The sequence below is a fragment of the Bacillus sp. JZ34 genome (assembly GCF_053903205.1).
In genome coordinates, this window is the sequence record NZ_CP096403.1 from 4,362,501 (window position 1) to 4,385,000 (window position 22,500).

The 22,500-nt window shown below is 46.6% G+C and carries 20 protein-coding genes, 1 tRNA gene, 3 rRNA genes, 1 other RNA gene and 1 other annotated feature (2 of these 26 running past the window's edge); of the genes, 9 read left to right on the plus strand and 16 right to left on the minus strand.

Going from position 1 to position 22,500, the window contains the following annotated elements:
* From M1D90_RS22180 to tadA, 8 genes are all read right to left on the minus strand, one after another.
* A 16S ribosomal RNA gene (locus M1D90_RS22180) occupies positions 1–934 on the minus strand (it extends 615 nt beyond the left edge of the window).
* A 284-nt stretch (positions 935–1,218) separates the two neighbouring features.
* Positions 1,219–1,485, minus strand: coding sequence for a pro-sigmaK processing inhibitor BofA family protein (locus M1D90_RS22185; RefSeq protein WP_003178144.1), 267 nt, complete (start codon positions 1,483–1,485; stop codon positions 1,219–1,221).
* A gap of 64 nt (positions 1,486–1,549) precedes the next feature.
* Positions 1,550–1,774 carry a YaaL family protein gene (locus tag M1D90_RS22190; RefSeq protein WP_035337520.1) on the minus strand — a complete coding sequence of 75 codons (225 nt, stop codon included), beginning with the start codon at positions 1,772–1,774 and terminating at the stop codon, positions 1,550–1,552.
* A 20-nt stretch (positions 1,775–1,794) separates the two neighbouring features.
* Positions 1,795–2,391 carry a recombination protein RecR gene (gene recR, locus M1D90_RS22195; RefSeq protein WP_020449786.1) on the minus strand — a complete coding sequence of 199 codons (597 nt, stop codon included), beginning with the start codon at positions 2,389–2,391 and terminating at the stop codon, positions 1,795–1,797.
* Positions 2,392–2,404: 13 nt separating this feature from the next.
* Positions 2,405–2,728, minus strand: coding sequence for a YbaB/EbfC family nucleoid-associated protein (locus M1D90_RS22200; RefSeq protein ID WP_023856408.1), 324 nt, complete (start codon positions 2,726–2,728; stop codon positions 2,405–2,407).
* A 26-nt stretch (positions 2,729–2,754) separates the two neighbouring features.
* Complete coding sequence (dnaX, locus tag M1D90_RS22205) at positions 2,755–4,455, minus strand: DNA polymerase III subunit gamma/tau (protein ID WP_144497722.1); 1,701 nt, start codon at positions 4,453–4,455, stop codon at positions 2,755–2,757.
* 129 nt (positions 4,456–4,584) lie between these two features.
* Positions 4,585–4,850: signal recognition particle sRNA large type (gene ffs / locus M1D90_RS22210), an RNA gene on the minus strand.
* 90 nt (positions 4,851–4,940) lie between these two features.
* Positions 4,941–5,423 (minus strand): tRNA adenosine(34) deaminase TadA, encoded by a 483-nt coding sequence (tadA, locus tag M1D90_RS22215; RefSeq protein ID WP_145654501.1) that lies wholly within the window; start codon positions 5,421–5,423, stop codon positions 4,941–4,943.
* Between the two features lie 142 nt (positions 5,424–5,565).
* On the opposite strand from tadA, the gene M1D90_RS22220 reads away from it, so the two are divergent.
* The 4 genes from M1D90_RS22220 (at position 5,566) to M1D90_RS22235 (ending at position 8,757) form a co-directional block, all read left to right on the plus strand.
* Positions 5,566–6,054: a cysteine hydrolase family protein gene (locus tag M1D90_RS22220; RefSeq protein WP_229128912.1), complete on the plus strand. Its 489-nt coding sequence runs from the start codon at positions 5,566–5,568 to the stop codon at positions 6,052–6,054.
* 36 nt (positions 6,055–6,090) lie between these two features.
* Positions 6,091–7,410 carry a glycoside hydrolase family 18 protein gene (locus tag M1D90_RS22225; RefSeq protein ID WP_031305057.1) on the plus strand — a complete coding sequence of 440 codons (1,320 nt, stop codon included), beginning with the start codon at positions 6,091–6,093 and terminating at the stop codon, positions 7,408–7,410.
* An 85-nt stretch (positions 7,411–7,495) separates the two neighbouring features.
* Positions 7,496–8,119 (plus strand): deoxynucleoside kinase, encoded by a 624-nt coding sequence (locus M1D90_RS22230; RefSeq protein ID WP_020449779.1) that lies wholly within the window; start codon positions 7,496–7,498, stop codon positions 8,117–8,119.
* The gene (locus M1D90_RS22235; RefSeq protein ID WP_020449778.1) at positions 8,116–8,757 is read left to right on the plus strand and encodes a deoxynucleoside kinase; all 642 of its coding nucleotides are present in this window, start codon (positions 8,116–8,118) and stop codon (positions 8,755–8,757) included. The genes M1D90_RS22230 and M1D90_RS22235 overlap by 4 nt, the downstream gene beginning before the upstream one ends.
* Positions 8,758–8,896: 139 nt before the next feature.
* Here the strand turns inward: M1D90_RS22235 and M1D90_RS22240 are convergent.
* Positions 8,897–8,989: transfer RNA gene (locus M1D90_RS22240), tRNA-Ser, on the minus strand.
* A 120-nt stretch (positions 8,990–9,109) separates the two neighbouring features.
* Between M1D90_RS22240 and M1D90_RS22245 the strand changes: the two genes are divergently transcribed.
* From M1D90_RS22245 to M1D90_RS22260, 4 genes are all read left to right on the plus strand, one after another.
* Positions 9,110–9,541 (plus strand): SMI1/KNR4 family protein, encoded by a 432-nt coding sequence (locus tag M1D90_RS22245; RefSeq protein ID WP_230588638.1) that lies wholly within the window; start codon positions 9,110–9,112, stop codon positions 9,539–9,541.
* A 29-nt stretch (positions 9,542–9,570) separates the two neighbouring features.
* On the plus strand, positions 9,571–10,689 hold the full coding sequence (locus M1D90_RS22250; protein ID WP_025810900.1) for a CdaR family transcriptional regulator: 1,119 nt from the start codon (positions 9,571–9,573) through the stop codon (positions 10,687–10,689).
* An 89-nt stretch (positions 10,690–10,778) separates the two neighbouring features.
* Entirely contained in the window at positions 10,779–12,047 is a 1,269-nt protein-coding gene (locus M1D90_RS22255; protein WP_145654499.1) for a GntP family permease, read from the plus strand.
* Between the two features lie 15 nt (positions 12,048–12,062).
* Positions 12,063–13,193 carry a glycerate kinase gene (locus tag M1D90_RS22260; RefSeq protein WP_145654498.1) on the plus strand — a complete coding sequence of 377 codons (1,131 nt, stop codon included), beginning with the start codon at positions 12,063–12,065 and terminating at the stop codon, positions 13,191–13,193.
* 29 nt (positions 13,194–13,222) lie between these two features.
* Here the strand turns inward: M1D90_RS22260 and serS are convergent, their stop codons facing one another.
* The 5 genes from serS to guaB all read right to left on the minus strand — a co-directional run bounded on the left by serS (position 13,223) and on the right by guaB (position 19,458).
* Positions 13,223–14,500, minus strand: coding sequence for a serine--tRNA ligase (gene serS, locus M1D90_RS22265; RefSeq protein ID WP_456283051.1), 1,278 nt, complete (start codon positions 14,498–14,500; stop codon positions 13,223–13,225).
* 57 nt (positions 14,501–14,557) lie between these two features.
* Positions 14,558–14,777, minus strand: a binding site (T-box leader).
* Between the two features lie 51 nt (positions 14,778–14,828).
* Entirely contained in the window at positions 14,829–15,419 is a 591-nt protein-coding gene (gene pdxT, locus M1D90_RS22270) for a pyridoxal 5'-phosphate synthase glutaminase subunit PdxT (protein ID WP_025810896.1), read from the minus strand.
* 21 nt (positions 15,420–15,440) lie between these two features.
* A complete protein-coding gene (pdxS, locus tag M1D90_RS22275) occupies positions 15,441–16,325 on the minus strand; it encodes a pyridoxal 5'-phosphate synthase lyase subunit PdxS (protein ID WP_020449771.1) in 885 nt (294 codons plus the stop codon).
* A gap of 186 nt (positions 16,326–16,511) precedes the next feature.
* Positions 16,512–17,807 (minus strand): D-alanyl-D-alanine carboxypeptidase, encoded by a 1,296-nt coding sequence (dacA, locus tag M1D90_RS22280; protein ID WP_031305058.1) that lies wholly within the window; start codon positions 17,805–17,807, stop codon positions 16,512–16,514.
* A 184-nt stretch (positions 17,808–17,991) separates the two neighbouring features.
* Positions 17,992–19,458 carry an IMP dehydrogenase gene (gene guaB, locus M1D90_RS22285; RefSeq protein ID WP_020449769.1) on the minus strand — a complete coding sequence of 489 codons (1,467 nt, stop codon included), beginning with the start codon at positions 19,456–19,458 and terminating at the stop codon, positions 17,992–17,994.
* 121 nt (positions 19,459–19,579) lie between these two features.
* On the opposite strand from guaB, the gene M1D90_RS22290 reads away from it, so the two are divergent.
* On the plus strand, positions 19,580–20,557 hold the full coding sequence (locus tag M1D90_RS22290) for a YaaC family protein (RefSeq protein WP_105979414.1): 978 nt from the start codon (positions 19,580–19,582) through the stop codon (positions 20,555–20,557).
* Between the two features lie 16 nt (positions 20,558–20,573).
* On the opposite strand, the gene rrf is transcribed toward M1D90_RS22290, so the two are convergent.
* Together rrf and M1D90_RS22300 are read right to left on the minus strand one after the other, a co-directional pair.
* A 5S ribosomal RNA gene (gene rrf / locus M1D90_RS22295) occupies positions 20,574–20,689 on the minus strand.
* Positions 20,690–20,822: 133 nt separating this feature from the next.
* A 23S ribosomal RNA gene (locus M1D90_RS22300) occupies positions 20,823–22,500 on the minus strand (it continues 1,252 nt past the right edge of the window).

A 22,500-nucleotide genomic window follows, 5' to 3' on the forward strand; every position in this document is an offset into this window, starting at 1 on the left:
CCGTCAATTCCTTTGAGTTTCAGTCTTGCGACCGTACTCCCCAGGCGGAGTGCTTAATGCGTTTGCTGCAGCACTAAAGGGCGGAAACCCTCTAACACTTAGCACTCATCGTTTACGGCGTGGACTACCAGGGTATCTAATCCTGTTCGCTCCCCACGCTTTCGCGCCTCAGCGTCAGTTACAGACCAGAGAGTCGCCTTCGCCACTGGTGTTCCTCCACATCTCTACGCATTTCACCGCTACACGTGGAATTCCACTCTCCTCTTCTGCACTCAAGTTCCCCAGTTTCCAATGACCCTCCCCGGTTGAGCCGGGGGCTTTCACATCAGACTTAAGAAACCGCCTGCGCGCGCTTTACGCCCAATAATTCCGGACAACGCTTGCCACCTACGTATTACCGCGGCTGCTGGCACGTAGTTAGCCGTGGCTTTCTGGTTAGGTACCGTCAAGGTACCGCCCTATTCGAACGGTACTTGTTCTTCCCTAACAACAGAGTTTTACGATCCGAAAACCTTCATCACTCACGCGGCGTTGCTCCGTCAGACTTTCGTCCATTGCGGAAGATTCCCTACTGCTGCCTCCCGTAGGAGTCTGGGCCGTGTCTCAGTCCCAGTGTGGCCGATCACCCTCTCAGGTCGGCTACGCATCGTCGCCTTGGTGAGCCGTTACCTCACCAACTAGCTAATGCGCCGCGGGTCCATCTGTAAGTGGTAGCCGAAGCCACCTTTTATAATTGAACCATGCGGTTCAATCAAGCATCCGGTATTAGCCCCGGTTTCCCGGAGTTATCCCAGTCTTACAGGCAGGTTACCCACGTGTTACTCACCCGTCCGCCGCTAACATCAGGGAGCAAGCTCCCATCTGTCCGCTCGACTTGCATGTATTAGGCACGCCGCCAGCGTTCGTCCTGAGCCAGGATCAAACTCTCCATGAAATAATGGAGCGCAGATTAAGTTCGTCACATCCTGTGACAACATCTGCATGACCTGCATCGTGCAGGCCCCTGACTACGCACATTCGCATGTGCGATTTATTTAATGAATTAACAGGTACGTTTGTCTTGTTTAGTTTTCAAAGAACTTCACCGCCGCTCTCAAAGCGACTATAATATCTTAACATTTAATCGTGATGTCGTCAACAACTTTTTTTCAAAAAAATTATTCGTCATCAGCGACGAATACTAATTTAACACCTTTAAATAAAATTGTCAACAAGAAATTATATTGCGATAAATTGTTTAATAACAATAAGAGCTGCTACACCGGGAACCCCCAATAATCCGCTCACTCCGGTTGTTACAATATTAATCGGCACGTGAATGCCCACGCTCTCGCCAAACAGATTCACACAGAATAAAAACAAAGCGCCGACTACAAATCTAACCGCTATTCTTCCGATTAATCGCAAAGGTTTAAATGATGCTTTTGAAAAAAACAACAGGGCAACCAAAGCGACAATTGCCCCGATAAAGATAACAGATCCCATGAATTCCATCACTCCTCGCTCGTTCTTGTACAAGCATATGATGGGAATCATGCGAATAGACCTGCTACTTCCAGCTGCCGATCCTTAAATTTCTTTTTTTTGCTTCCCGCAAATAAAAAAAGTACTTTGCCTCGGCAACCTTTAATTCGTAAAGAACTTCTGGCGAAGGCTCAAGACTGTTTTCAATCAGCCGCTTTTGCCTGTTCCATTCTTCCTTTTGATGGATCAGCTGTTCAATCAGCTTGTTATCAAATTCTTTTCTAAGCTTCTTTTTCCGAAGAAAACCCATGGTAATGCAATCTCCTCCCTCTACATTTCACGTCTGCCTTCAAGCGCTTTAGAAAGAGTGACTTCATCTGCATACTCCAAATCGCCTCCGACCGGAAGTCCATGGGCAATTCGTGACAGCTTGATACCAGACGGCTTTAAAAGCCTTGAAATGTACATGGCCGTTGCTTCTCCTTCTATATTCGGGTTTGTCGCGAGAATGACTTCAGTCACCTGATCATCCTGCAACCGTTTCAGCAATTCGGGTATTTTAATATCTTCCGGACCGATGCCGTCCATCGGAGAAATCGCACCATGCAAAACATGGTACAGTCCGCTGTATTCCTTCATTTTCTCCATAGCAATGACATCTTTCGGATCCTGAACAACACATATGACCGATTTGTCTCTTCTCGTATCTTCACAAATATAGCAAGGATCTTGATCTGTTATATGTCCGCAAACCGAGCAATATGTCAAATTGCGCTTTGCGTTTACCAATGCTTTTGCAAAATCTAACACGACGTCTTCTTTCATACTAAGAACAAAAAAAGCCAGACGGACCGCCGTCTTGGGTCCGATTCCTGGCAATTTCATAAAGCTGTCAATCAGCTTTGATATTGGTTCAGGATACTGCATTCTTATTTTCCTCCTAGAATAAACCCGGCATGTTCATTCCTTTTGTAAACTTACCCATCGTTTCATTTGTTACATCGTCGACTTTTTTCAAAGCATCGTTTGTCGCTGCAAGGACAAGATCTTGAAGCATTTCAACATCTTCAGGGTCTACGACTTCCTCTTTGATGATGACGTCGATGACTTCTTTTTGGCCGTTTACCTTAACAGTCACCATTCCGCCGCCCGCAGTACCTTCGAGTACTTTTTCTGCCAGTTCCTCCTGTGCCTTTTGCATATCCTTTTGCATTTTTTGCATTTGCTTCATCATTTTCTGCATGTTACCCATTCCACCGCGCATACTCAAATCCACTCTCTTTCATGTTTTTATTCTTTAATTTCAATCAGTTCCGCTCCGAACAGTTTTTTAGCTTCTGATACGAGCGGATCTTCTTCTTTTGGTTCATTTGCTTCAGAATCTTCCGGCTGATGATCCTGCAGAAATTCTTCTCTTATTTTACCCCATTGGGCTTCGGGAACGCCAACTATATCTATCCTTCCGCCGAGCATTCCATCCAAAATTTGCTCCAGATTTGTCCTGACTCCATTATTGTCTTCAGCTACCATTTTACAGTGAATTTCGTATTTGAATGCGAGGACAAATGCTTTTGAAGATGCAGCCACCGGCTCGCTGTCATTTAAAAGGGCAGCATGCGATACTTTATTCTGCTGTTTAAGCTGGGCAAGCAATTGTCCCCAGCAGCCCTTCAATTTTTCGAGGTCCGGTCTTGTAGCATCTTTTAATATTTCATGAATACGGCCGACAGGCGCTTTATATGCGCTTTTCACGCTTTTTTGCGGACGGGACGTTTCTTTAGGCTGGGCGGGAGCCGAAGAAACCTGTACACCTTGTGTTTTAAGCTTCTCAATCTCCTGCTCAAGCTGCCGAACCTTGTTGACGAGATTATCCACTTCCGGCGGGGCGGCCGCGGATGCCCCTGCTTTTGGTCCCTGGCAGAGCTTCACAACTGCAACTTCAAAGAAGATACGCGGATGGTTCGTCCATTTCATTTCCTGATGGCTTTTATTTAATATATCGATCATTTCGTAAAGGTCTGGTGCAGGAATTTGCCGGGATAGAGCTTGGAACTCTTCGTCCACCTTCACCTTTTCAAGAACGCCTTCTAAATCAGGCGCCGTTTGATAAAGAAGCATATCCCTGAAGTAGAAAATCATATCCTCGATTAATTTTGCCGGGTCTTTTCCCTGCTGAAGCAGTTCGTTCAATGTTTCCAAAGCACCGGAAACATTTTTTTCGTGGAGGGTTGAGGCGAGCTTTCCAATATAGTGCTGTGACACAGCCCCTGTTATCAGCAGCGCATCATCCACCGTCAGCTCATCTCCGCTGAATGATACAGCCTGATCGAGTAGGCTCAGCGCATCCCTCATGCCGCCGTCGGCGGCACTGGCGATGATGTCTAAGGCGCCATCCTGCACCTTGAACTGTTCAGCTTCGACGATTTTTTCCATTCGTCCGACAATTGCCTGTGAGGTAATCCTCTTAAAATCAAATCGCTGACATCTAGAAATAATCGTTAAAGGAATTTTATGAGGCTCTGTTGTTGCGAGAATAAAGATACAATGTTCCGGCGGCTCTTCAAGCGTTTTTAGAAGGGCGTTGAATGCGCCGATAGAAAGCATATGTACTTCATCTATGATATATACTTTATACGTGACGGCAGACGGGGCAAATTTCACCTTGTCGCGGATGTCGCGTATTTCATCTACACCGTTGTTAGAAGCGGCGTCAATTTCAATTACATCTGAAATCGAACCGTTTGTAATGCCTTTGCACGCGGAGCATTCATTGCACGGTTCACTGACCGGAGCGTGCTCACAGTTGACAGCTTTGGCAAACAGTTTTGCGGCGCTTGTTTTTCCCGTTCCCCTCGGTCCGGAAAACAGATAAGCGTGCGAAAATTTCTTTTGTAAAAGGGCATTTTGCAACGTTTTCGTGATGTGCTCCTGACCGACTACATCTTCAAACAACTGCGGCCTGAACACTCTATATAAAGCCTGGTAACTCACAAACACGCCCTCCTCTTGTTTTCATCATTTCCATTATACATGAAGCAGCTTTCAAATCCAAAAGCTCTTCTTAAGAAAAAAACTCATCTATATTAAAATAGATGAGTTCTTAATTTGATGATTGATTTACCGTGCACCTTCTGTCGATTCGCTACCCTAAGCGTTACTTAAGCAGTTAGCTCAGCCCAGGCAACCCTGCGGCACATGGAAGGTTCCACTTAATGCTGCTTCCTTCCGGACCTGACATGGTTCATGGATTCCCATTGCGCAGGACCCAAGCGTCAACACCACTTGCTTAAGGCAGACCTTAAAGTAAACGAACCTCGAGAAAGGGATTCGGCCTCGCTAGAGCGGATTGCGAGTACAGGGCACCGCTACCTCCCCGCTTAGCACGGCAAAATAAATATCAAATTATTTAAGCTGCGTCTTCATGTGACGCACTCATTAGTATAACTTGTTTCACCCTAAATTGCAAATTTCCGTCATCACAGCTCCCTTTTCTTTTCCACTTTCTTTTTTGCGCGGAGCTTTCTGAAAAAATCGCTTAGCATCCTGCCGCATTCTTCTTCCATTACGCCGCTTACGACTTCAGCCTGATGATTGAATCTCTCTTCCTGCAGGAGATTCATCAAAGTCCCCGCACAGCCGCCTTTCGGATCAGACGCTCCGAACACCACTTTGTCGATTCTGGAGAGAACGGCCGCTCCGGCGCACATCGGACATGGCTCAAGGGTAACGTAAAGAACAGATCTCTCCAGCCGCCAGGTTCCCAGCTTCCGGCATGCCTCTTCAATAACGAGCATCTCTGCGTGGGCAACCGATCTTTGCTCGGTTTCCCGCAAATTATGGGCGCGGGCAATAATTTCGCCATCCAGAACCAGTACGGCGCCAATCGGCACTTCGCCTTTTTCTTCAGCTTTTCTCGCTTCATTGATCGCTTCTTTCATATAAAACTCGTCTTGTGTCATCCGCATGCACTCTTTCAATGTTTTTCGCCCGACAGAATAGGCTAACTTATAGTTAAAGGAATATGCAATCTGAAAGGAGACAATCGCATTGTCCAATTCAGCTCTCATTATAGTCGACATCATTAATGATTTTCAATTCGATATGGGTGACGTTCTTTCCAAAAAGACCAGAAACATGACCGAGCATCTTCTGGCATTAAAAGAACACGCAGCCAAAAAGAAATGGCCTATCATATACATTAATGACCACTTTGGAATTTGGCAAGCGGATATTGCTGCCATTATCAAGAAATGCAAAAACGACAGAAGCGAATATATCATCGACCGGCTCGCACCGAATAACAACGATTATTTCTTAATCAAACCAAAGCACTCAGCTTTTTACGGCACCGCCCTTGAAACATTGCTGAATGAACTTCATGTCGACCATTTGATTATTACGGGAATCGCAGGCAATATTTGCGTGTTATTTACGGCAAACGACGCTTATATGAGGGAGTACGATATCACGATTCCGCACGATTGCATTGCCTCAAATAATGAAAAAGACAACAAATATGCGTTGACGATGATGGAAAATGTTCTGTTCGCCAATATTACGACGGCAAAAGAGATCACCGCCGAAACTTGAGCATGAAACACTTCCTTTCTTCATATAGTGGTAGCAATGAGAAAGGAGGCGTTTCCCATTCAGATTTATGTCGTGAAAAGAGGCGATTCCCTTTATCAAATCGCGAATCGCTACCGAACAACAGTTAATGAAATTGTCGCGACGAATGAAATTCCGAACCCGAATCGGCTTGTTGTCGGACAAACTATCGTGATACCGATCGCCGGCGAGTTTTATGAGGTCAGACAAGGAGATACATTAGCATCAATCGGAGCCCGCTTTAATATTTCTCCGGCTGAACTGGCAAGGATCAACCGCATTCAGGTTAGCGCTATTTTGCCTGTCGGGCTGCTGCTTTATATCCCCCCTCGGCCAAAACGGAACATTGAAACAAACGCTTATATCGAACCGCGGGGAGAAAGCGTCAGCCCCGCTCTGCAGCAGGCGGCAAGAGAGGCTTCGCCATACTTGACCTATTTGGGTGCTTTCAGCTTCCAGGCGAAGCGGGACGGCACACTCGAAGAACCGCCGCTGAACAACTTAAAAGAAATTGCAGACAGACACCGGACTACGATGATGATGATCGTCACCAATCTCGAAAATGAAGCTTTCAGCGACGAACTCGGCAGAATCATTTTGACGGACCAGAATGTAAAAAACAGATTGCTTGATAACATTGTTGCAGCCGCCAGAAGATACGGTTTTAAAGACATCCACTTTGATTTTGAATACTTAAGGCCTGAAGACAGAGAAGCCTATAATCAATTTTTACGGGATGCACGGGCCCGCTTCAAACAGGAAGGCTGGTTCATCTCAACCGCGCTTGCGCCGAAAACGAGAGCGGATCAGCCCGGACAATGGTATGAGGCCCATGATTACCGGGCTCACGGAGAGATTGTCGATTTCGTCGTACTGATGACATATGAGTGGGGCTACAGCGGAGGGCCGCCGATGGCGGTATCGCCGATCGGACCCGTACGGGATGTGATCGAATACGCACTCACGGAAATGCCCGCCAGCAAAATCGTCATGGGCCAGAACTTGTACGGTTATGACTGGACGCTCCCCTATACGCCAGGCGGGCAGCTGGCCAGAGCAATCAGTCCCCAGCGGGCAATTGCAATCGCGAGTGAAAACAATGCGGCGATACAGTACGATGAAACAGCCCAGGCTCCTTTCTTCCGCTATACGGACAATGCCGGCAAACAGCATGAGGTATGGTTTGAAGACGCCCGCTCGATTCAGGCAAAGTTTGATCTGATTAGGGAATTGAATTTAAGGGGAATCAGCTATTGGAAGCTCGGCCTGTCCTTCCCGCAAAACTGGCTCTTGATAGCCGATCAATTTAATGTTGTGAAAGAAACGTTCCCAAGTTAAAGGAACGTTTTTTTCATGGCAGAAGATGATGATGTGATACAATATGTATGGTTCACAAATGAATTTCTTTAGTAGGAGGACACCTATGAACACAGCCCCTTTCATCGCTGTCGAAGGCCCCATCGGCGCGGGAAAAACAACCTTGGCCAGCATGCTCTCCGAAAAGCTCTCACTCTCTTTGGTTAAAGAAATCGTCGAAGAAAACCCTTTTCTTGATAAATTTTATGATGACAAAGATGAATGGAGCTTTCAGCTTGAGATGTTTTTCCTCTGCAATCGCTATAAGCAGCTTGAAGATACCGAAAAGAAGTATTTGCATCACCACATACCCGTTGTTTCGGACTATCATATTTATAAAAACCTCATTTTTGCTGAACGGACGCTGGAAGGCAAAAAACTTGAGAAATACAGAAAAATTTATCATCTGCTTACAGAAGATCTGCCGAAACCAAACGTCATCATTTACATAAAAGCAAGCCTTCCGACGTTATTGGAACGGATCAAAAAACGCGGACGGCCGTTTGAACAGGAAATGGACAAGCAATATCTGGAACAGCTCATCAATGATTATGATGCTGCCATTAAGCAATTTAAAGAATCCGATCCGCCAATACCCGTTATTGAAATTAACGGAGATCAGGAAGACTTCGTGATCTCCGAAGCCGTTTTCAATCGAATTGCCGATCAAGTAAAGGAGTATATAGAATGAGTGTATATGCTATTCCGAAAGATGCTATCATTACTGTTGCCGGAACGGTAGGAGTGGGGAAATCCACATTGACAAAAGAGCTTGCAAAAAGACTCGGATTTAAAACTTCTCTTGAAGAGGTTGTGAACAACCCTTATTTGGAGGCTTTTTACCAAGACTTTGAACGCTGGAGCTTTCACCTGCAAATTTTCTTCTTAGCGGAACGCTTCAAAGAGCAAAAATACATTTACGAATCGGGCGGCGGATTTGTTCAAGACCGTTCAATTTATGAAGATACAGGCATTTTCGCCAAAATGCACGCCGATAAAGGCACAATGTCAAAAGTCGATTATAAGACGTATACAAGCCTGTTTGAAGCGATGGTCATGACGCCTTACTTCCCCCGCCCCGACGTTTTAGTCTATTTGGAGGGCGATTTGGAATCGATTCTCGACCGCATCAAAAAACGCGGACGAGAAATGGAAATGTTAACCGACAGATCGTATTGGGAGGAAATGTACACAAGGTACGAAAACTGGATCAGCGGCTTTAACGCCTGTCCGGTTGTCAGAGTCAATATTGATGAATACGATCTGTTCAACAACTCTGCCTCCCTCGATCCAATCATTGAAAAAATCAGTGAAGCTATTCAAAGATAAACAAGCAAAAAGAGCGGATTCCCATGAAGAGCCGCTCTTTTTTTGCTTGTGCATATAAAAAAAACCGCTGCCCTATCCAGGCAGCGGCAACACAATCTCCAATTTATGCTTAGTCAATCACTAAAATGCAAATCAATAATGGCGGAGGAAGAGGGATTCGAACCCCCGCGGGCTTTGACACCCCTGTCGGTTTTCAAGACCGATCCCTTCAGCCAGACTTGGGTATTCCTCCGTATCGACAAGAATTAATATAACATGTCCTATCTTTTTAAGTCAAGGGATTTTTTCATAATAAATTTATTTTATTGTTCACGCTTCTCATTATATGCAAAAATAATGATAAACGCAAAGGGTGATAGCATTGTGGAAACATTTTATAGAACGTTTGCCTCAAGATTACACGCTGAACAGACCTATTGAAACAGAGGAGCTTCAGAAAGCAGAAGAACTCCTCGGCGTCTCTTTTCCAGATGAACTGGTCAGCCTTTTAAAAACGACAGACGGCATTAATGATACATTCGGGGATCATCTCATTTGGCCTGCATACAGAATGATAGAAGAGAATCTAGACATGAGAAGCACTGACTGTTTTAAGCCGTTCGATTGTCTGTTATTTATAGCAGGTGCGGGCAATGGCGATTTATTTGCTTATTCGATTTTTAACGGCTCTATACAGAAAAATGATATTTATGTTTGGAATCATATAGACGACAGCCGAATATGGGCCGCATCTTCTTTAAAACCATTCATGAAAGGCTGGATCGAGGGAACAATCACCATTTAAAACAAGATCTTAGGCAGGAGCATGATGAAATGAATTATCTATCAAAAGAATTGGCGGAGGAAATTGTCGACAGGACCATGTCGATTATTCGGCACAACATTAATATGATGGATGAAAACGGGGTTATCATCGCCTCAGGAGACCGCTCGAGAATTGGTGATGAACACGCCGGAGCGAAGGACGCACTTGCAGCTGAAAGGGTTATCAGCATCACGCCTGAAGAATGCTCGGCTTTAACGGGAACAAAGCCCGGCGTAAACCTTCCCATCGTATTTCATGATGAAATAATCGGCGTTATTGGAATCACGGGGCCGCCTTCTGAAGTCAGCCGATATGGTGAACTTGTTAAAATGGCAGCAGAGCTGACTGTCGAACAGGCATTTTTAACAAAACAGCTGACATGGGATCAAAGGCTCCGGGAAGAAACGGTCATCCAAATGATTCAGGGGGCCGACCTAGCATCCCTTGACTTCCTTGAACGTGCGGAGCGATTGAATATACCGCTAGAAGGCCAGCGTACTTGTCTTGTGTTTGAGCTGCCATCCGCTGATATGAAGCCGGCATTTATTAAAAAACTTGAAAAACATTTAACCGCGAAAGATTTGTACGCCAATATTTCTTTAAAAGAGATCACAGTTATTCTGGCAGGCGCTCCCGCTAAAAGCAGGGCTGATCTCTTTTCATCTTGGAACGGCTGGCTCAGCCAATGGAAAACGGTCAGAGGCGCGCTTGGCGAGCAGGCGGATCAGCTTGAGCAGCTGCCATTCTCCTATCAAAGTGCAAAACAAACGCTCAAGATTGCTAAAAACAGCTCTAGTTTATACGATTATCGAGAGTTTGCGATCCCCGTTCTGTTATCAAAAATAGAGCGTCCGGATCAGGAGATTCATTTTCAAAACATCTGGGACCGCCTTTCCCAAGCAGATCAAAAGGGCGAATTAATCCATACCCTCCTCTGCTATATAGAAGAAAATGGCGAAATTGGGGAAACTTCATCAAGACTCTTTATTCACCGCAATACATTAAACTACCGGCTGAGAAAGGTTGAAATAGCGACAGGATGCAATCCAAAACGATTTGACGACCTATTCAAACTGTATACAGCCATTACGCTTTTTTCACCATTTTGTGCAAATGAACAATTTTAATATAGGACAAAGGAACGAAATCCGTATACCTGACCAATTCTCCCTTGTACAGAAAGCGTTTACAATGGGACGTAAGGGAGGGTATGCAGATGGATATTCAAATCAATGCAATAGGCGCCTTATGCGCATTAGCCATATCAATCTTTCTCATTCTGAAAAAAGTCCCGCCGGCTTACGGCATGATGATCGGCGCATTGGCCGGAGGCTTAATCGGCGGCGCAGATTTAATAGAGACGACGGATTTGATGATAGCGGGTGCTAAAAACATGATTCCTGCTGTACTCCGCATCTTGGCAGCAGGGGTGCTCGCCGGCGTTCTGATTCAATCCGGCTCCGCAGCGGTGATTGCAGAAACCATTGTCAATAAAATTGGAGAAAAAAGAGCGCTGCTTGCTTTAACATTGGCGACAGCCATCTTAACAACGGTCGGCGTATTCGTCGATGTCGCCGTCATCACAGTCGCACCGATCGCCCTTGCGATTGCAAGGCGGACCTTTATCAGCAAAGCGGCCATTCTGTTGGCGATGATCGGCGGAGGAAAAGCGGGCAATATTATGTCGCCAAACCCTAATGCCATTGCTGCTTCAGATGCCTTTCACATCCCTTTGACATCCGTGATGGCCGCCGGGATCATCCCCGCTATATTTGGACTGGGCGCCACTTATTTACTAGCAAAACGCCTTTCAAATAAAGGAACAGGAGTAGCTGCAAATGAGATTGAAACCCAAACGACTCAACAACTGCCGGCATTTTGGGCGGCGATCAGCGGTCCGATGGTCTCCATCCTGTTGCTCGCCTTAAGGCCCGTGGCAGGTATTACGATTGATCCAATTATCGCTTTGCCGGCGGGAGGCCTCGTCACTGCGATTGCATCGGGACAAGCGGGCAAACTGAAGGATTTTGCCGCTTCAGGATTGTCGAAGATGTCAGGTGTTGCCGTGATGCTGATCGGGACTGGAACGCTTGCGGGAATCATCGCCAACTCCCAACTCAATTCTTTCATTACCGACACCCTTGTCGGCTTGGGTCTGCCGTCGTTTCTCTTAGCTCCCATTTCCGGCATGCTGATGTCGATGGCAACCGCCTCAACAACCGCCGGCACAGCTGTCGCCAGCAGCGTATTCGGCCCGACATTGCTTGATCTTGGCGTCGCCGGCCTCGCAGGTGCGGCAATGATTCACGCCGGAGCAACGGTGCTCGATCACCTGCCTCACGGAAGCTTTTTTCATACGACGGGAGGCAGCGTCTTCATGTCCATGAAAGAACGGTTAAAGCTGATTCCATATGAGTCAGTCATCGGCTTAATCCTAACCATTATCTCAACTTTGATTTTTGGAATTTTTCAATTCTTTATTTAAAAAGGAGCAGGTACCATGAAAATCGTAATCGCACCTGATTCATTTAAAGAAAGCATGACATCGCTTGAGGCGGCTAAAAGCATTGAAAAAGGCTTTAAAGCGGTTCTGCCTGACGCCGAATACGTCAACATTCCGGTTGCTGATGGAGGCGAAGGAACCGTTCAAGCTCTGATTGACGCCACCGGAGGAGACATCGTACAGCAAACAGTCACAGGCCCTCTCGGGAAGCCGGTAAAGGCGGCTTACGGCCTGCTTGGCGACGGAAAAACGGCTGTCATCGAAATGGCTGAAGCGTCAGGCCTTCACCTCGTGCCCCCTGAACAGCGGAATCCCCTGTTAACGACAACGAGAGGAACCGGAGAACTGATTCTCAATGCTGCGAAAAAAGGGGTGTCCAACATCATCATCGGACTCGGCGGAAGTGCGACAAATGACGGCGGAGCGGGAATGGCTGCAGCACTGGGTGTGAAGTTTCTAAACCGCAATGGAGAAGAGATTGAAAATGGGGGCGGTGCATTAGCTGAGATTGCCAAGATCGATGTGAGCGGCCTCAATCCTCAGTTAAAGCATATCCACTTTGAAGCCGCCTGTGATGTCGATAATCCTCTTACGGGACCTCGCGGAGCCTCCGCCGTATTTGGGCCGCAAAAAGGGGCGAACAGTGAAATGACTGCTCTTTTGGATCAAAACTTAAAACATTATGCTGCTGCAGTCAAAGCAGAGCTGGGGTGCGAAATCGATTCAATTCCGGGAGCAGGAGCGGCCGGAGGATTAGGAGCAGGCCTCTGTGCCTTTTTAAAAGCGGAATTAAAAAGCGGAGTTGACATTGTTTTAGATACTTTGTCTTTTTCCGAACATATTAAAGGAGCCGATCTTGTCATTACGGGTGAGGGAAAAATAGACGGCCAAACAGTCAGCGGAAAAACGCCAGCCGGCGTCGCAAAACGCGCCTGCAGCGAGAATATTCCCGTTATTGCATTTGCCGGATCGCTCGGTGAAGGCTGCGAGCTTGTTTATGATATCGGCATTTCCGCTCTCTTTTCGATTGTGCCAGGGATCAGCTCCTTGGAAAACGCCCTTGCCGATGGAAGTTCAAATCTTACGCGCTGTGCCCGAAATGTAGCCGCCGTCTGGTCTCTCGCATAAAAAAAAGCGCGCCTCTTGGCGCGCACTTTTTATGGTTGAATAACATCTCTGTTCCCCATGTATGGACGAAGCGCTTTAGGAATGATGACGCTCCCGTCCTCCTGCTGGTAATTTTCCAATAATGCGGCAACCGTTCTGCCGACAGCCAAGCCGGAGCCGTTTAACGTATGGACATGCTCAGGCTTTCCTTTTGCTTCCCTTCTGAATCTGATATTCGCCCGTCTCGCCTGGAAAGCTTCGAAGTTACTGCAAGATGAAATTTCACGATATGTGTTTTGGCTTGGAATCCATACTTCGATATCGTATTTTTTCGCAGCGGTAAATCCTAGATCGCCCGTACACATGCTCATCACACGATAAGGAAGCTCAAGCAGCTGAAGAACTTTCTCCGCTTGATTTGTCAGCTTTTCAAGCTCTTCATATGAATCCTCAGGCTTCACGAATTTCACCAGTTCAACCTTGTTAAATTGGTGCTGGCGAATCAAACCGCGCGTATCACGGCCAGCTGAGCCTGCTTCTGAACGGAAGCACGCACTGAACGCCGCATAATTGATCGGCAACTCGGCAGCTGACAAAATTTCATCGCGATGCAGGTTCGTAATTGGCACTTCTGCCGTCGGAATTAAGAAATAATCTTCTTCCCTGATTTTAAAGGCATCTTCCTCAAATTTCGGCAGCTGTCCGGTGCCTGTCATGCTTGCGCGGTTCACCATGTACGGCGGGATGACTTCCGTATAGCCGTACTCGTCTACGTGAAGATCAAGCATAAAGTTATACAATGCCCGTTCAAGTCTGGCGCCTAGCCCTTTATAGAAAACGAAACGGCTTCCCGTAACCTTGCCTGCCCGCTCAAAATCAAGAATATCCAACTGATCGGCAATATCCCAATGAGGCTTCGGCTCAAATGAAAATCCGGGGAGTTCGCCCCATTTGCGAACTTCCACGTTGTCGTCTTCAGTCTCACCGACCGGAACAGACTCATGGGGGATATTCGGGATAGACAGCATGATTTTATCAAGTGAAGATTCGACCGTTCTCAGCTCTTCATCAAGTTTTTTAATGTCTTCACCGACTTCGCGCATTTCTTTAATGAAGTGGTCAGCATCTTTTTTCTCGCGCTTTAAAGCGGCAACCTGCTGAGATACCTCATTGCGCTTTCCTTTCAGCTCTTCCACTTTGACGATCAATTCTCTTCTCTTTGTATCCAATTCCTCAAATTGATCAAAATCTGATAAATCTTCTCCTCTGTGGGCAAGCTTTTGTTTGATTTCCTCCAAATTTGCCCGCAGCAGTTTGATATCAAGCATCTGCCTCGCTCCTTTTATACTGATTTGACCGAAAAAAAGAGCCCTTGTCCCCTAAATATAAGGGACGAGAGCTCTCGCGTTGCCACCCTGATTGAAAACAGGCGTCTTCCTCCTGTTTTCCGCTTCATTTTGATAACGGTTCTCCCGTAAATGCCTACTTTGACTGTTCAGCATTTCGCTCAAGGATGGATTCGGACAGCATCTTTCGCCGATTCGCACCAACCATCGGCTCTCTTGGAAAGAGAGGCTTCCTACTGCTTCCTATCAACGCTTTTCGATCTATATTGTCTTATAAATGTACTACAAGTTTTAACAGCTTTCAACCGTTTTATACGACGGCTTCCTGTTTATGCTTTTCGGCCATCTCGACAAATAATTTCGTCATTCTATGGTCATCCGTCAGCTCAGGGTGGAAAGAACAGCCGAGCAGATTTCCTTGTTTGGCAGCGACGATTCTACCGTTGTGCTCCGAAAGCACTTCCACATCTGCGCCCGCTTCCAAAATGTGCGGAGCGCGGATAAATACGCCTGTAAACGGTTCGTCAAGTCCTTTAACGGTTAAATCCGCTTCAAAGCTGTCCACTTGTCTTCCAAAGGAATTTCGTTCGACGGTTACATCCAGAACACCAAGATGGGCATCATTCGCTCCGGCGATATTCTTCGCCAGGATAATCAGCCCAGCACAAGTTCCAAATACCGGCTTTCCGGATGCGGCAAACTCCTGAAGGGGCTTCATAAACTGATACGTATCGATGAGGCGCCTCATCGTCGTGCTTTCCCCTCCCGGCAAAATCAAACCGTCGATTTCCTTTAACTCTTCCGGCCACTTAATGACTTTTCCGGCTGCTCCGCATGCTTCAATTGAGCGAATATGTTCTCTTACTGCTCCCTGAAGTCCAAGTACACCAATTGTCAGCATGTCAATCCGTCTCCTTCGTGTTTACCAGCCGCGCTCTTGCATACGCTGTTCTGGCAGCAGATTTGAGATTTCAATCCCTTTCATCGCAGTTCCAAGCTCTTTTGAAAGCTCGGCAATCAGTTTGTAATCCGTGTAATGCGTCGTCGCTTCAACGATTGCTTTCGCGAATTTAGCAGGGTTGTCGGATTTAAAAATACCGGACCCTACGAATACGCCGTCAGCGCCAAGCTGCATCATTAAAGCAGCATCAGCAGGTGTTGCCACACCGCCGGCAGCAAAGTTTACAACAGGAAGGCGTCCTTCGGCTTTAATTTCCTTCAACAGCTCATACGGAGCGCCGAGGTTTTTCGCTTCTGTCATCAGTTCGTCATCGCTCATGCCGACTACTTTGCGCACTTGAGCATTCACCTTTCTCATATGGCGGACAGCTTCCACAATATTGCCCGTACCAGGTTCGCCTTTCGTACGAAGCATTGAAGCTCCTTCTGCGATCCGGCGCGTCGCTTCTCCGAGGTCGCGGCATCCGCATACAAATGGAACGGTAAATTCGTTTTTATTTAAATGAAATTCTTCATCCGCAGGAGTCAAAACTTCACTTTCATCAATATAGTCAACGCCGAGCGCTTCAAGAACACGCGCTTCAACGATATGCCCGATGCGGGCTTTCGCCATAACCGGGATTGAAACAGCGTTCATCACTTCTTCGACAATTGTCGGATCTGCCATGCGGGCAACTCCACCTGCCGCACGGATATCAGCCGGAACGCGCTCCAGCGCCATGACTGCGACGGCTCCTGCTTCTTCTGCGATTTTTGCTTGTTCGGCATTGACAACGTCCATAATGACGCCGCCTTTCTGCATTTCTGCCATACCGCGTTTTACGCGATCAGTACCTGTTTGAGCCATTTCAAGGATCCCCCTAATCAAAGATTGAATTGTCAGATTTAATCCTATTGTATCCTATAATTCCACAAAATCATATGAAAAACACGAAGATTATTTCTATTTTAATAACAAATTGTTAGGATTGTAAATGGTAATTCTATCTGAATATGACAATAAAGAGCCCTATCAGATAGAGCCCTTTATTGATTAAAACCAGCCGGTTACCATTTCAACAATGCTGTTCCAAATACCGGCAAAAAAGCCGCCGATGCTTCTCATCGTTAAAATAAACCAGTTTGCTTTCTCATCATCTTCTTTTGTCACGAGGTTTACACCTGATACATCGCTGCCGAGAAATCCGTAGTCCTTTTCTTCTCCCTTATAGGAGGCCGTCAAGGTACCGACTTTTTCACCTTTTTTAACAGGTGCGGTCAGCTCGTCTTTGTTCAGCGTCACTTTCGCCTTGTAATTCTTTTCTTCACCGTTCTTCACAGGCATTGAAAAGGCTTTTTCCGTTACGACGCCGACTTCAGTTTCTTTCCCTTTGTCGACTGTGACCGTTTCGTTGCCTTTCACTTGTGCGCCTTTTGCGTAAAACTCTTTCATCGTGAAGTTATCAAATGCATAATCAAGCATTTTTTTCGTTTCTTTAAATCGTCCCGTATGAAGGTCGCCTTTCGCATTCATAACGACGGAAATCACTCTCATGCCGTTTCTTTCGGCAGTAGCCGTAAAGCATGATCCGGCAGAGTCCGTTGAGCCGGTTTTCAGCCCGTCCACACCTTTATATTCCTGAACTAGGCCTTTCAGCATAAAGTTCCAGTTCGGCATGTCCATTTCATCGTCTGTGCCTTTTCTGAACTTCGTTTTGGCAATGCTCGCCGTATCGAGGATTTCAGGATAATCGCTTACTAAATGATCGGCAAGGAGCGCCATGTCTCTCGCAGATACTTCATTTTCTTCATTGGCATTTGTTCCGCTCGGATGTTTGCCGTGAAGATCCTTGTTTTCCAAACCTGTAGCATTCACAAATTTGAAATCTTTCATTCCAAGCTCTTTGGCTTTTTTATTCATTAACTCTACGAACTTTGATTCAGAACCGGCAACGATTTCAGAAAGTGCAATAGCCGCCGCGTTTGCAGAGTAAATTGCAGTCGCCTGATAAAGCTCTTTTACAGTGTATGATCCGTCTTTACGAAGAGGAACATTCGATAATGAACGATCTTGGGAAATCTCGTATACATAATCGTCAGGCGTGTACTTCTGATCCCATTTCACTTTGCCTTCGTGAATCGCTTCCAACAGAAGATACTCCGTCATCATTTTGGCCATGCTGGCAACAGGAAGACGCTGATCGGCATTTTTGCTGTACAAAATTTTCCCCGATGAAGCTTCCACCAAGATTGCTGCTTTCGCGTCTACATTAATTGGATCATTTGCGGCTTTTGCTGTCGACATAGGAGAAAATGCACCTACAGTCACGGCAAAAGCAACGATCAACATGATCAGCTGCTTTATTCTCTTGCTTTTCAAATCGTGATACCTCCGCTTTTCATCAGACTAATAATCTATATCAAAGCCTTTTAAGACATTTTTCAAACACAACATTATAAATTTTATCATAAGGAAGCAAAAAAAAATAGACAGAGTATTACTCTGTCTACGGTTTAATTTTTGTCATATTTGATTAGGAAATGGTATAGTTAGGCGATTCTTTGGTAATTTGTACATCGTGAGGATGGCTTTCCCGCAGGCCTGCGCCTGTCATGCGGATGAACTGCGCATCTTCCCTCAGTGCGTGCAAATCTTTTGTTCCGCAGTACCCCATGCCGGATTTCAAACCGCCGACAAGCTGATAAACTGTGTCAGCAACCGGACCTTTATAAGGCGTACGGCCCTCAATGCCTTCCGGAACGAATTTTTTGTTTTCCTCTTGGAAGTAGCGGTCTTTGCTTCCTTTTTCCATTGCCGCCACTGAACCCATACCGCGATAAACTTTAAAGCGTCTGCCTTGGTAGATTTCAGTCTCGCCTGGGCTTTCGGATGTTCCGGCAAGAAGGCTTCCAAGCATGACGGCATGTCCGCCGGCAGCCAAGGCTTTGACGATATCTCCGGAAAACTTGATGCCGCCGTCTGCAATAATCGCCGCACCGTGTTTTCTTGCTTCAGTCGCACAATCGTAAATCGCTGTCACTTGCGGAACACCGACACCGGCCACTACGCGGGTTGTACAAATAGAACCCGGTCCGATACCGACTTTAACTACATTTGCTCCGGCTTCGATAAGCGCTTTTGTTCCTTCGGCAGTTGCGACGTTGCCAGCAATGATATTTAATTCAGGATAAGTGTCGCGGATTTTCTTAACGGTATCCAAGACACCTTGTGAATGGCCGTGCGCGGTATCAACGACGATCACATCGACATTGGCTTCCACAAGCTTTCTGACGCGTGTCATTGTGTCGCCTGTTACACCAACCGCTGCTCCAACCAATAGGCGGCCGTGAACATCTTTCGCTGAATTCGGGAATTCGATTACTTTTTCAATGTCTTTAATCGTAATAAGCCCTTTTAAAACACCTTGATCATCTAAAAGAGGGAGTTTTTCGATCTTGTATTTTTGAAGAATTTTTTCCGCTTCATCCAGGGTTGTACCAACAGGAGCCGTAACAAGCTCTTCTTTTGTCATAACATCGCTGATTTTCATGGAGTAATCAGAAATAAATCGCAGATCACGGTTTGTGATAATTCCAACCAGCTTCTGATCCTCTTCATTGTCAACAATCGGAACACCGGAAATTCTGTATTTGCCCATCAAATGTTCTGCATCAAAAACTTGGTGCTCTGGCGTCAGGAAAAACGGATTTGTAATGACGCCCCGCTCTGAACGTTTGACTTTGTCAACCTGCTCAGCCTGCTGTTCAATCGACATGTTTTTGTGGATAATGCCCAATCCGCCCTGCCGTGCCATCGCGATGGCCATTTGAGCTTCTGTCACTGTATCCATGCCTGCACTAATAATTGGAACATTCAGCTTAAGGGACGGTGTAAGCTCAACCGATAAATCCACGTCGCGCGGAAGTACCTCCGATTTAGCCGGAACGAGCAATACATCATCAAATGTTAAGCCTTCTTTCGAAAATTTGCTTTCCCACATTAGTAAATCCCCCTCTTTTCGGCAAAATATTATATGTAGATTATCAACTTGAATACCCACTGTCAAGAAAGCGGGAAACAGTTGTAATTTTTAGAAAATAACCATAAGGGAAGTGGAGTACATGCAAGATAAAGGATGGAAGGATTTAAAGCTGTTTTATTCGGTCGAAACAGCCCAGCATTTTCTTGAAATGGTATATAAAAATCAAGGAATGGAAGATGCCAAAAAAAACTCTTATAAAAACGGAGAGCGGTTTATTTTTTTTCTTAAGCATGCAGAAGCTTTTTACAAGCAAGCCAAAATCGCTACGTTAGAAATAAAACCCATTTTATTATTTTACGGCATGGCACAGCTATTGAAAGCCTGCCTGTTAACGACAGATCCTTCCTATCCCAGCCATACTTCAGTGCTTGCTCATGGCGTGACCACAAGAAAACGAAAAAAACAAAATTACCGCTTTTATGAAGATGAAGTGAAAATCCAAAGGAACGGCCTATGTATGCACGTGATCAGATCCCTTTTCCAATTATCCGGATTGGAAGATGAACGATTCAATATGAAACAGCTTTTGGCGAAAATTCCGGAGATCAATAAAGTGCTGGCATTTCAAAGAAAACCAAATCCGATTGTAAAAGCAGCCGTCGAAGACCGGCTAATTGAGCTGCCTGGCGAGACACCCAATGCTTACAATATGTCATCAAAGCGTTTCATCGAACATATCGAATACCATTTAAACTGGTCTTTCTGCCGTGAGGAAAAAGAGGGAATCGTTTTTTCTGCCGCTCATAAAGAATGCCGCCCCAGTACTTCGACCACGTTGCTTTATGATTTGGAGCAAGACGGATATTATTTCCCGGCTGAACGGGATCACTTTTTAAAGCTCCCGGAAATATTGGCGCATTACTTGGTTGCGTACAATTTAAGCATGATTGCCAGGTATGAAACTGAATGGTGGTATGACCTTCTTCTTCAAAGTGCTAGCGATGATTATGTCATCATCCAGCAGTTTTTACATATAGTCGAGTCAAAGTTCCCCTATTATATCGCTGAACTGCTTCTTCAAAAAAAGGAAAACAACAAAAAAGACCAGCTTATATAAGCTGGTCTTTTTACGTGCTTGGCGGCGTCCTACTCTCACAGGGGGAAGCCCCCAACTACCATCGGCGCTGAAGAGCTTAACTTCCGTGTTCGGCATGGGAACGGGTGTGACCTCTTCGCTATCGCCACCAAACTATTGCCTTCAGGACGAAGGTACTGGGCGTTCCTCACAGGATGTGAGGGCCTTTAGCCGAGTTTCCTTGCCTTTGGCTTTCTGAGAGGTGTTCTCTCAAAACTAGATAACGGTCAGACGATTCACAAACATTTAGGTTAAGTCCTCGATCGATTAGTATCTGTCAGCTCCATGTGTCGCCACACTTCCACCTCAGACCTATCAACCTGATCATCTTTCAGGGATCTTACTTCCTTGCGGAATGGGAAATCTCATCTTGAGGGGGGCTTCATGCTTAGATGCTTTCAGCACTTATCCCGTCCGCACATAGCTACCCAGCGATGCCCTTGGCAGAACAACTGGTACACCAGCGGTGCGTCCATCCCGGTCCTCTCGTACTAAGGACAGCTCCTCTCAAATTTCCTGCGCCCGCGACGGATAGGGACCGAACTGTCTCACGACGTTCTGAACCCAGCTCGCGTACCGCTTTAATGGGCGAACAGCCCAACCCTTGGGACCGACTACAGCCCCAGGATGCGATGAGCCGACATCGAGGTGCCAAACCTCCCCGTCGATGTGGACTCTTGGGGGAGATAAGCCTGTTATCCCCGGGGTAGCTTTTATCCGTTGAGCGATGGCCCTTCCATGCGGAACCACCGGATCACTAAGCCCGACTTTCGTCCCTGCTCGACTTGTAGGTCTCGCAGTCAAGCTCCCTTGTGCCTTTACACTCTGCGAATGATTTCCAACCATTCTGAGGGAACCTTTGGGCGCCTCCGTTACCTTTTAGGAGGCGACCGCCCCAGTCAAACTGCCCACCTGACACTGTCTCCCCGCCCGATAAGGGCGGCGGGTTAGAAGGTCAATACAGCCAGGGTAGTATCCCACCGATGCCTCCACCGAAGCTGGCGCTCCGGTTTCCAAGGCTCCTACCTATCCTGTACAAGCTGTACCAACATTCAATATCAGGCTGCAGTAAAGCTCCACGGGGTCTTTCCGTCCTGTCGCGGGTAACCTGCATCTTCACAGGTACTATAATTTCACCGAGTCTCTCGTTGAGACAGTGCCCAGATCGTTGCGCCTTTCGTGCGGGTCGGAACTTACCCGACAAGGAATTTCGCTACCTTAGGACCGTTATAGTTACGGCCGCCGTTTACTGGGGCTTCAATTCGCACCTTCGCTTACGCTAAGCGCTCCTCTTAACCTTCCAGCACCGGGCAGGCGTCAGCCCCTATACTTCGCCTTACGGCTTCGCAGAGACCTGTGTTTTTGCTAAACAGTCGCCTGGGCCTATTCACTGCGGCTCTCTCGGGCTTGCACCCTAACAGAGCACCCCTTCTCCCGAAGTTACGGGGTCATTTTGCCGAGTTCCTTAACGAGAGTTCTCTCGATCACCTTAGGATTCTCTCCTCGCCTACCTGTGTCGGTTTGCGGTACGGGCACCTCTCACCTCGCTAGAGGCTTTTCTTGGCAGTGTGGAATCAGGAACTTCGCTACTATATTTCGCTCGCCATCACAGCTCAGCCTTATGGGAAACGGATTTGCCTATTTCCCAGCCTAACTGCTTGGACGCGGATATCCAATACCGCGCTTACCCTATCCTCCTGCGTCCCCCCATTGCTCAAATGGTGAGGAGGTGGTACAGGAATATCAACCTGTTGTCCATCGCCTACGCCTTTCGGCCTCGGCTTAGGTCCCGACTAACCCTGAGCGGACGAGCCTTCCTCAGGAAACCTTAGGCATTCGGTGGAGGGGATTCTCACCCCTCTTTCGCTACTCATACCGGCATTCTCACTTCTAAGCGCTCCACGAGTCCTTCCGGTCTCGCTTCA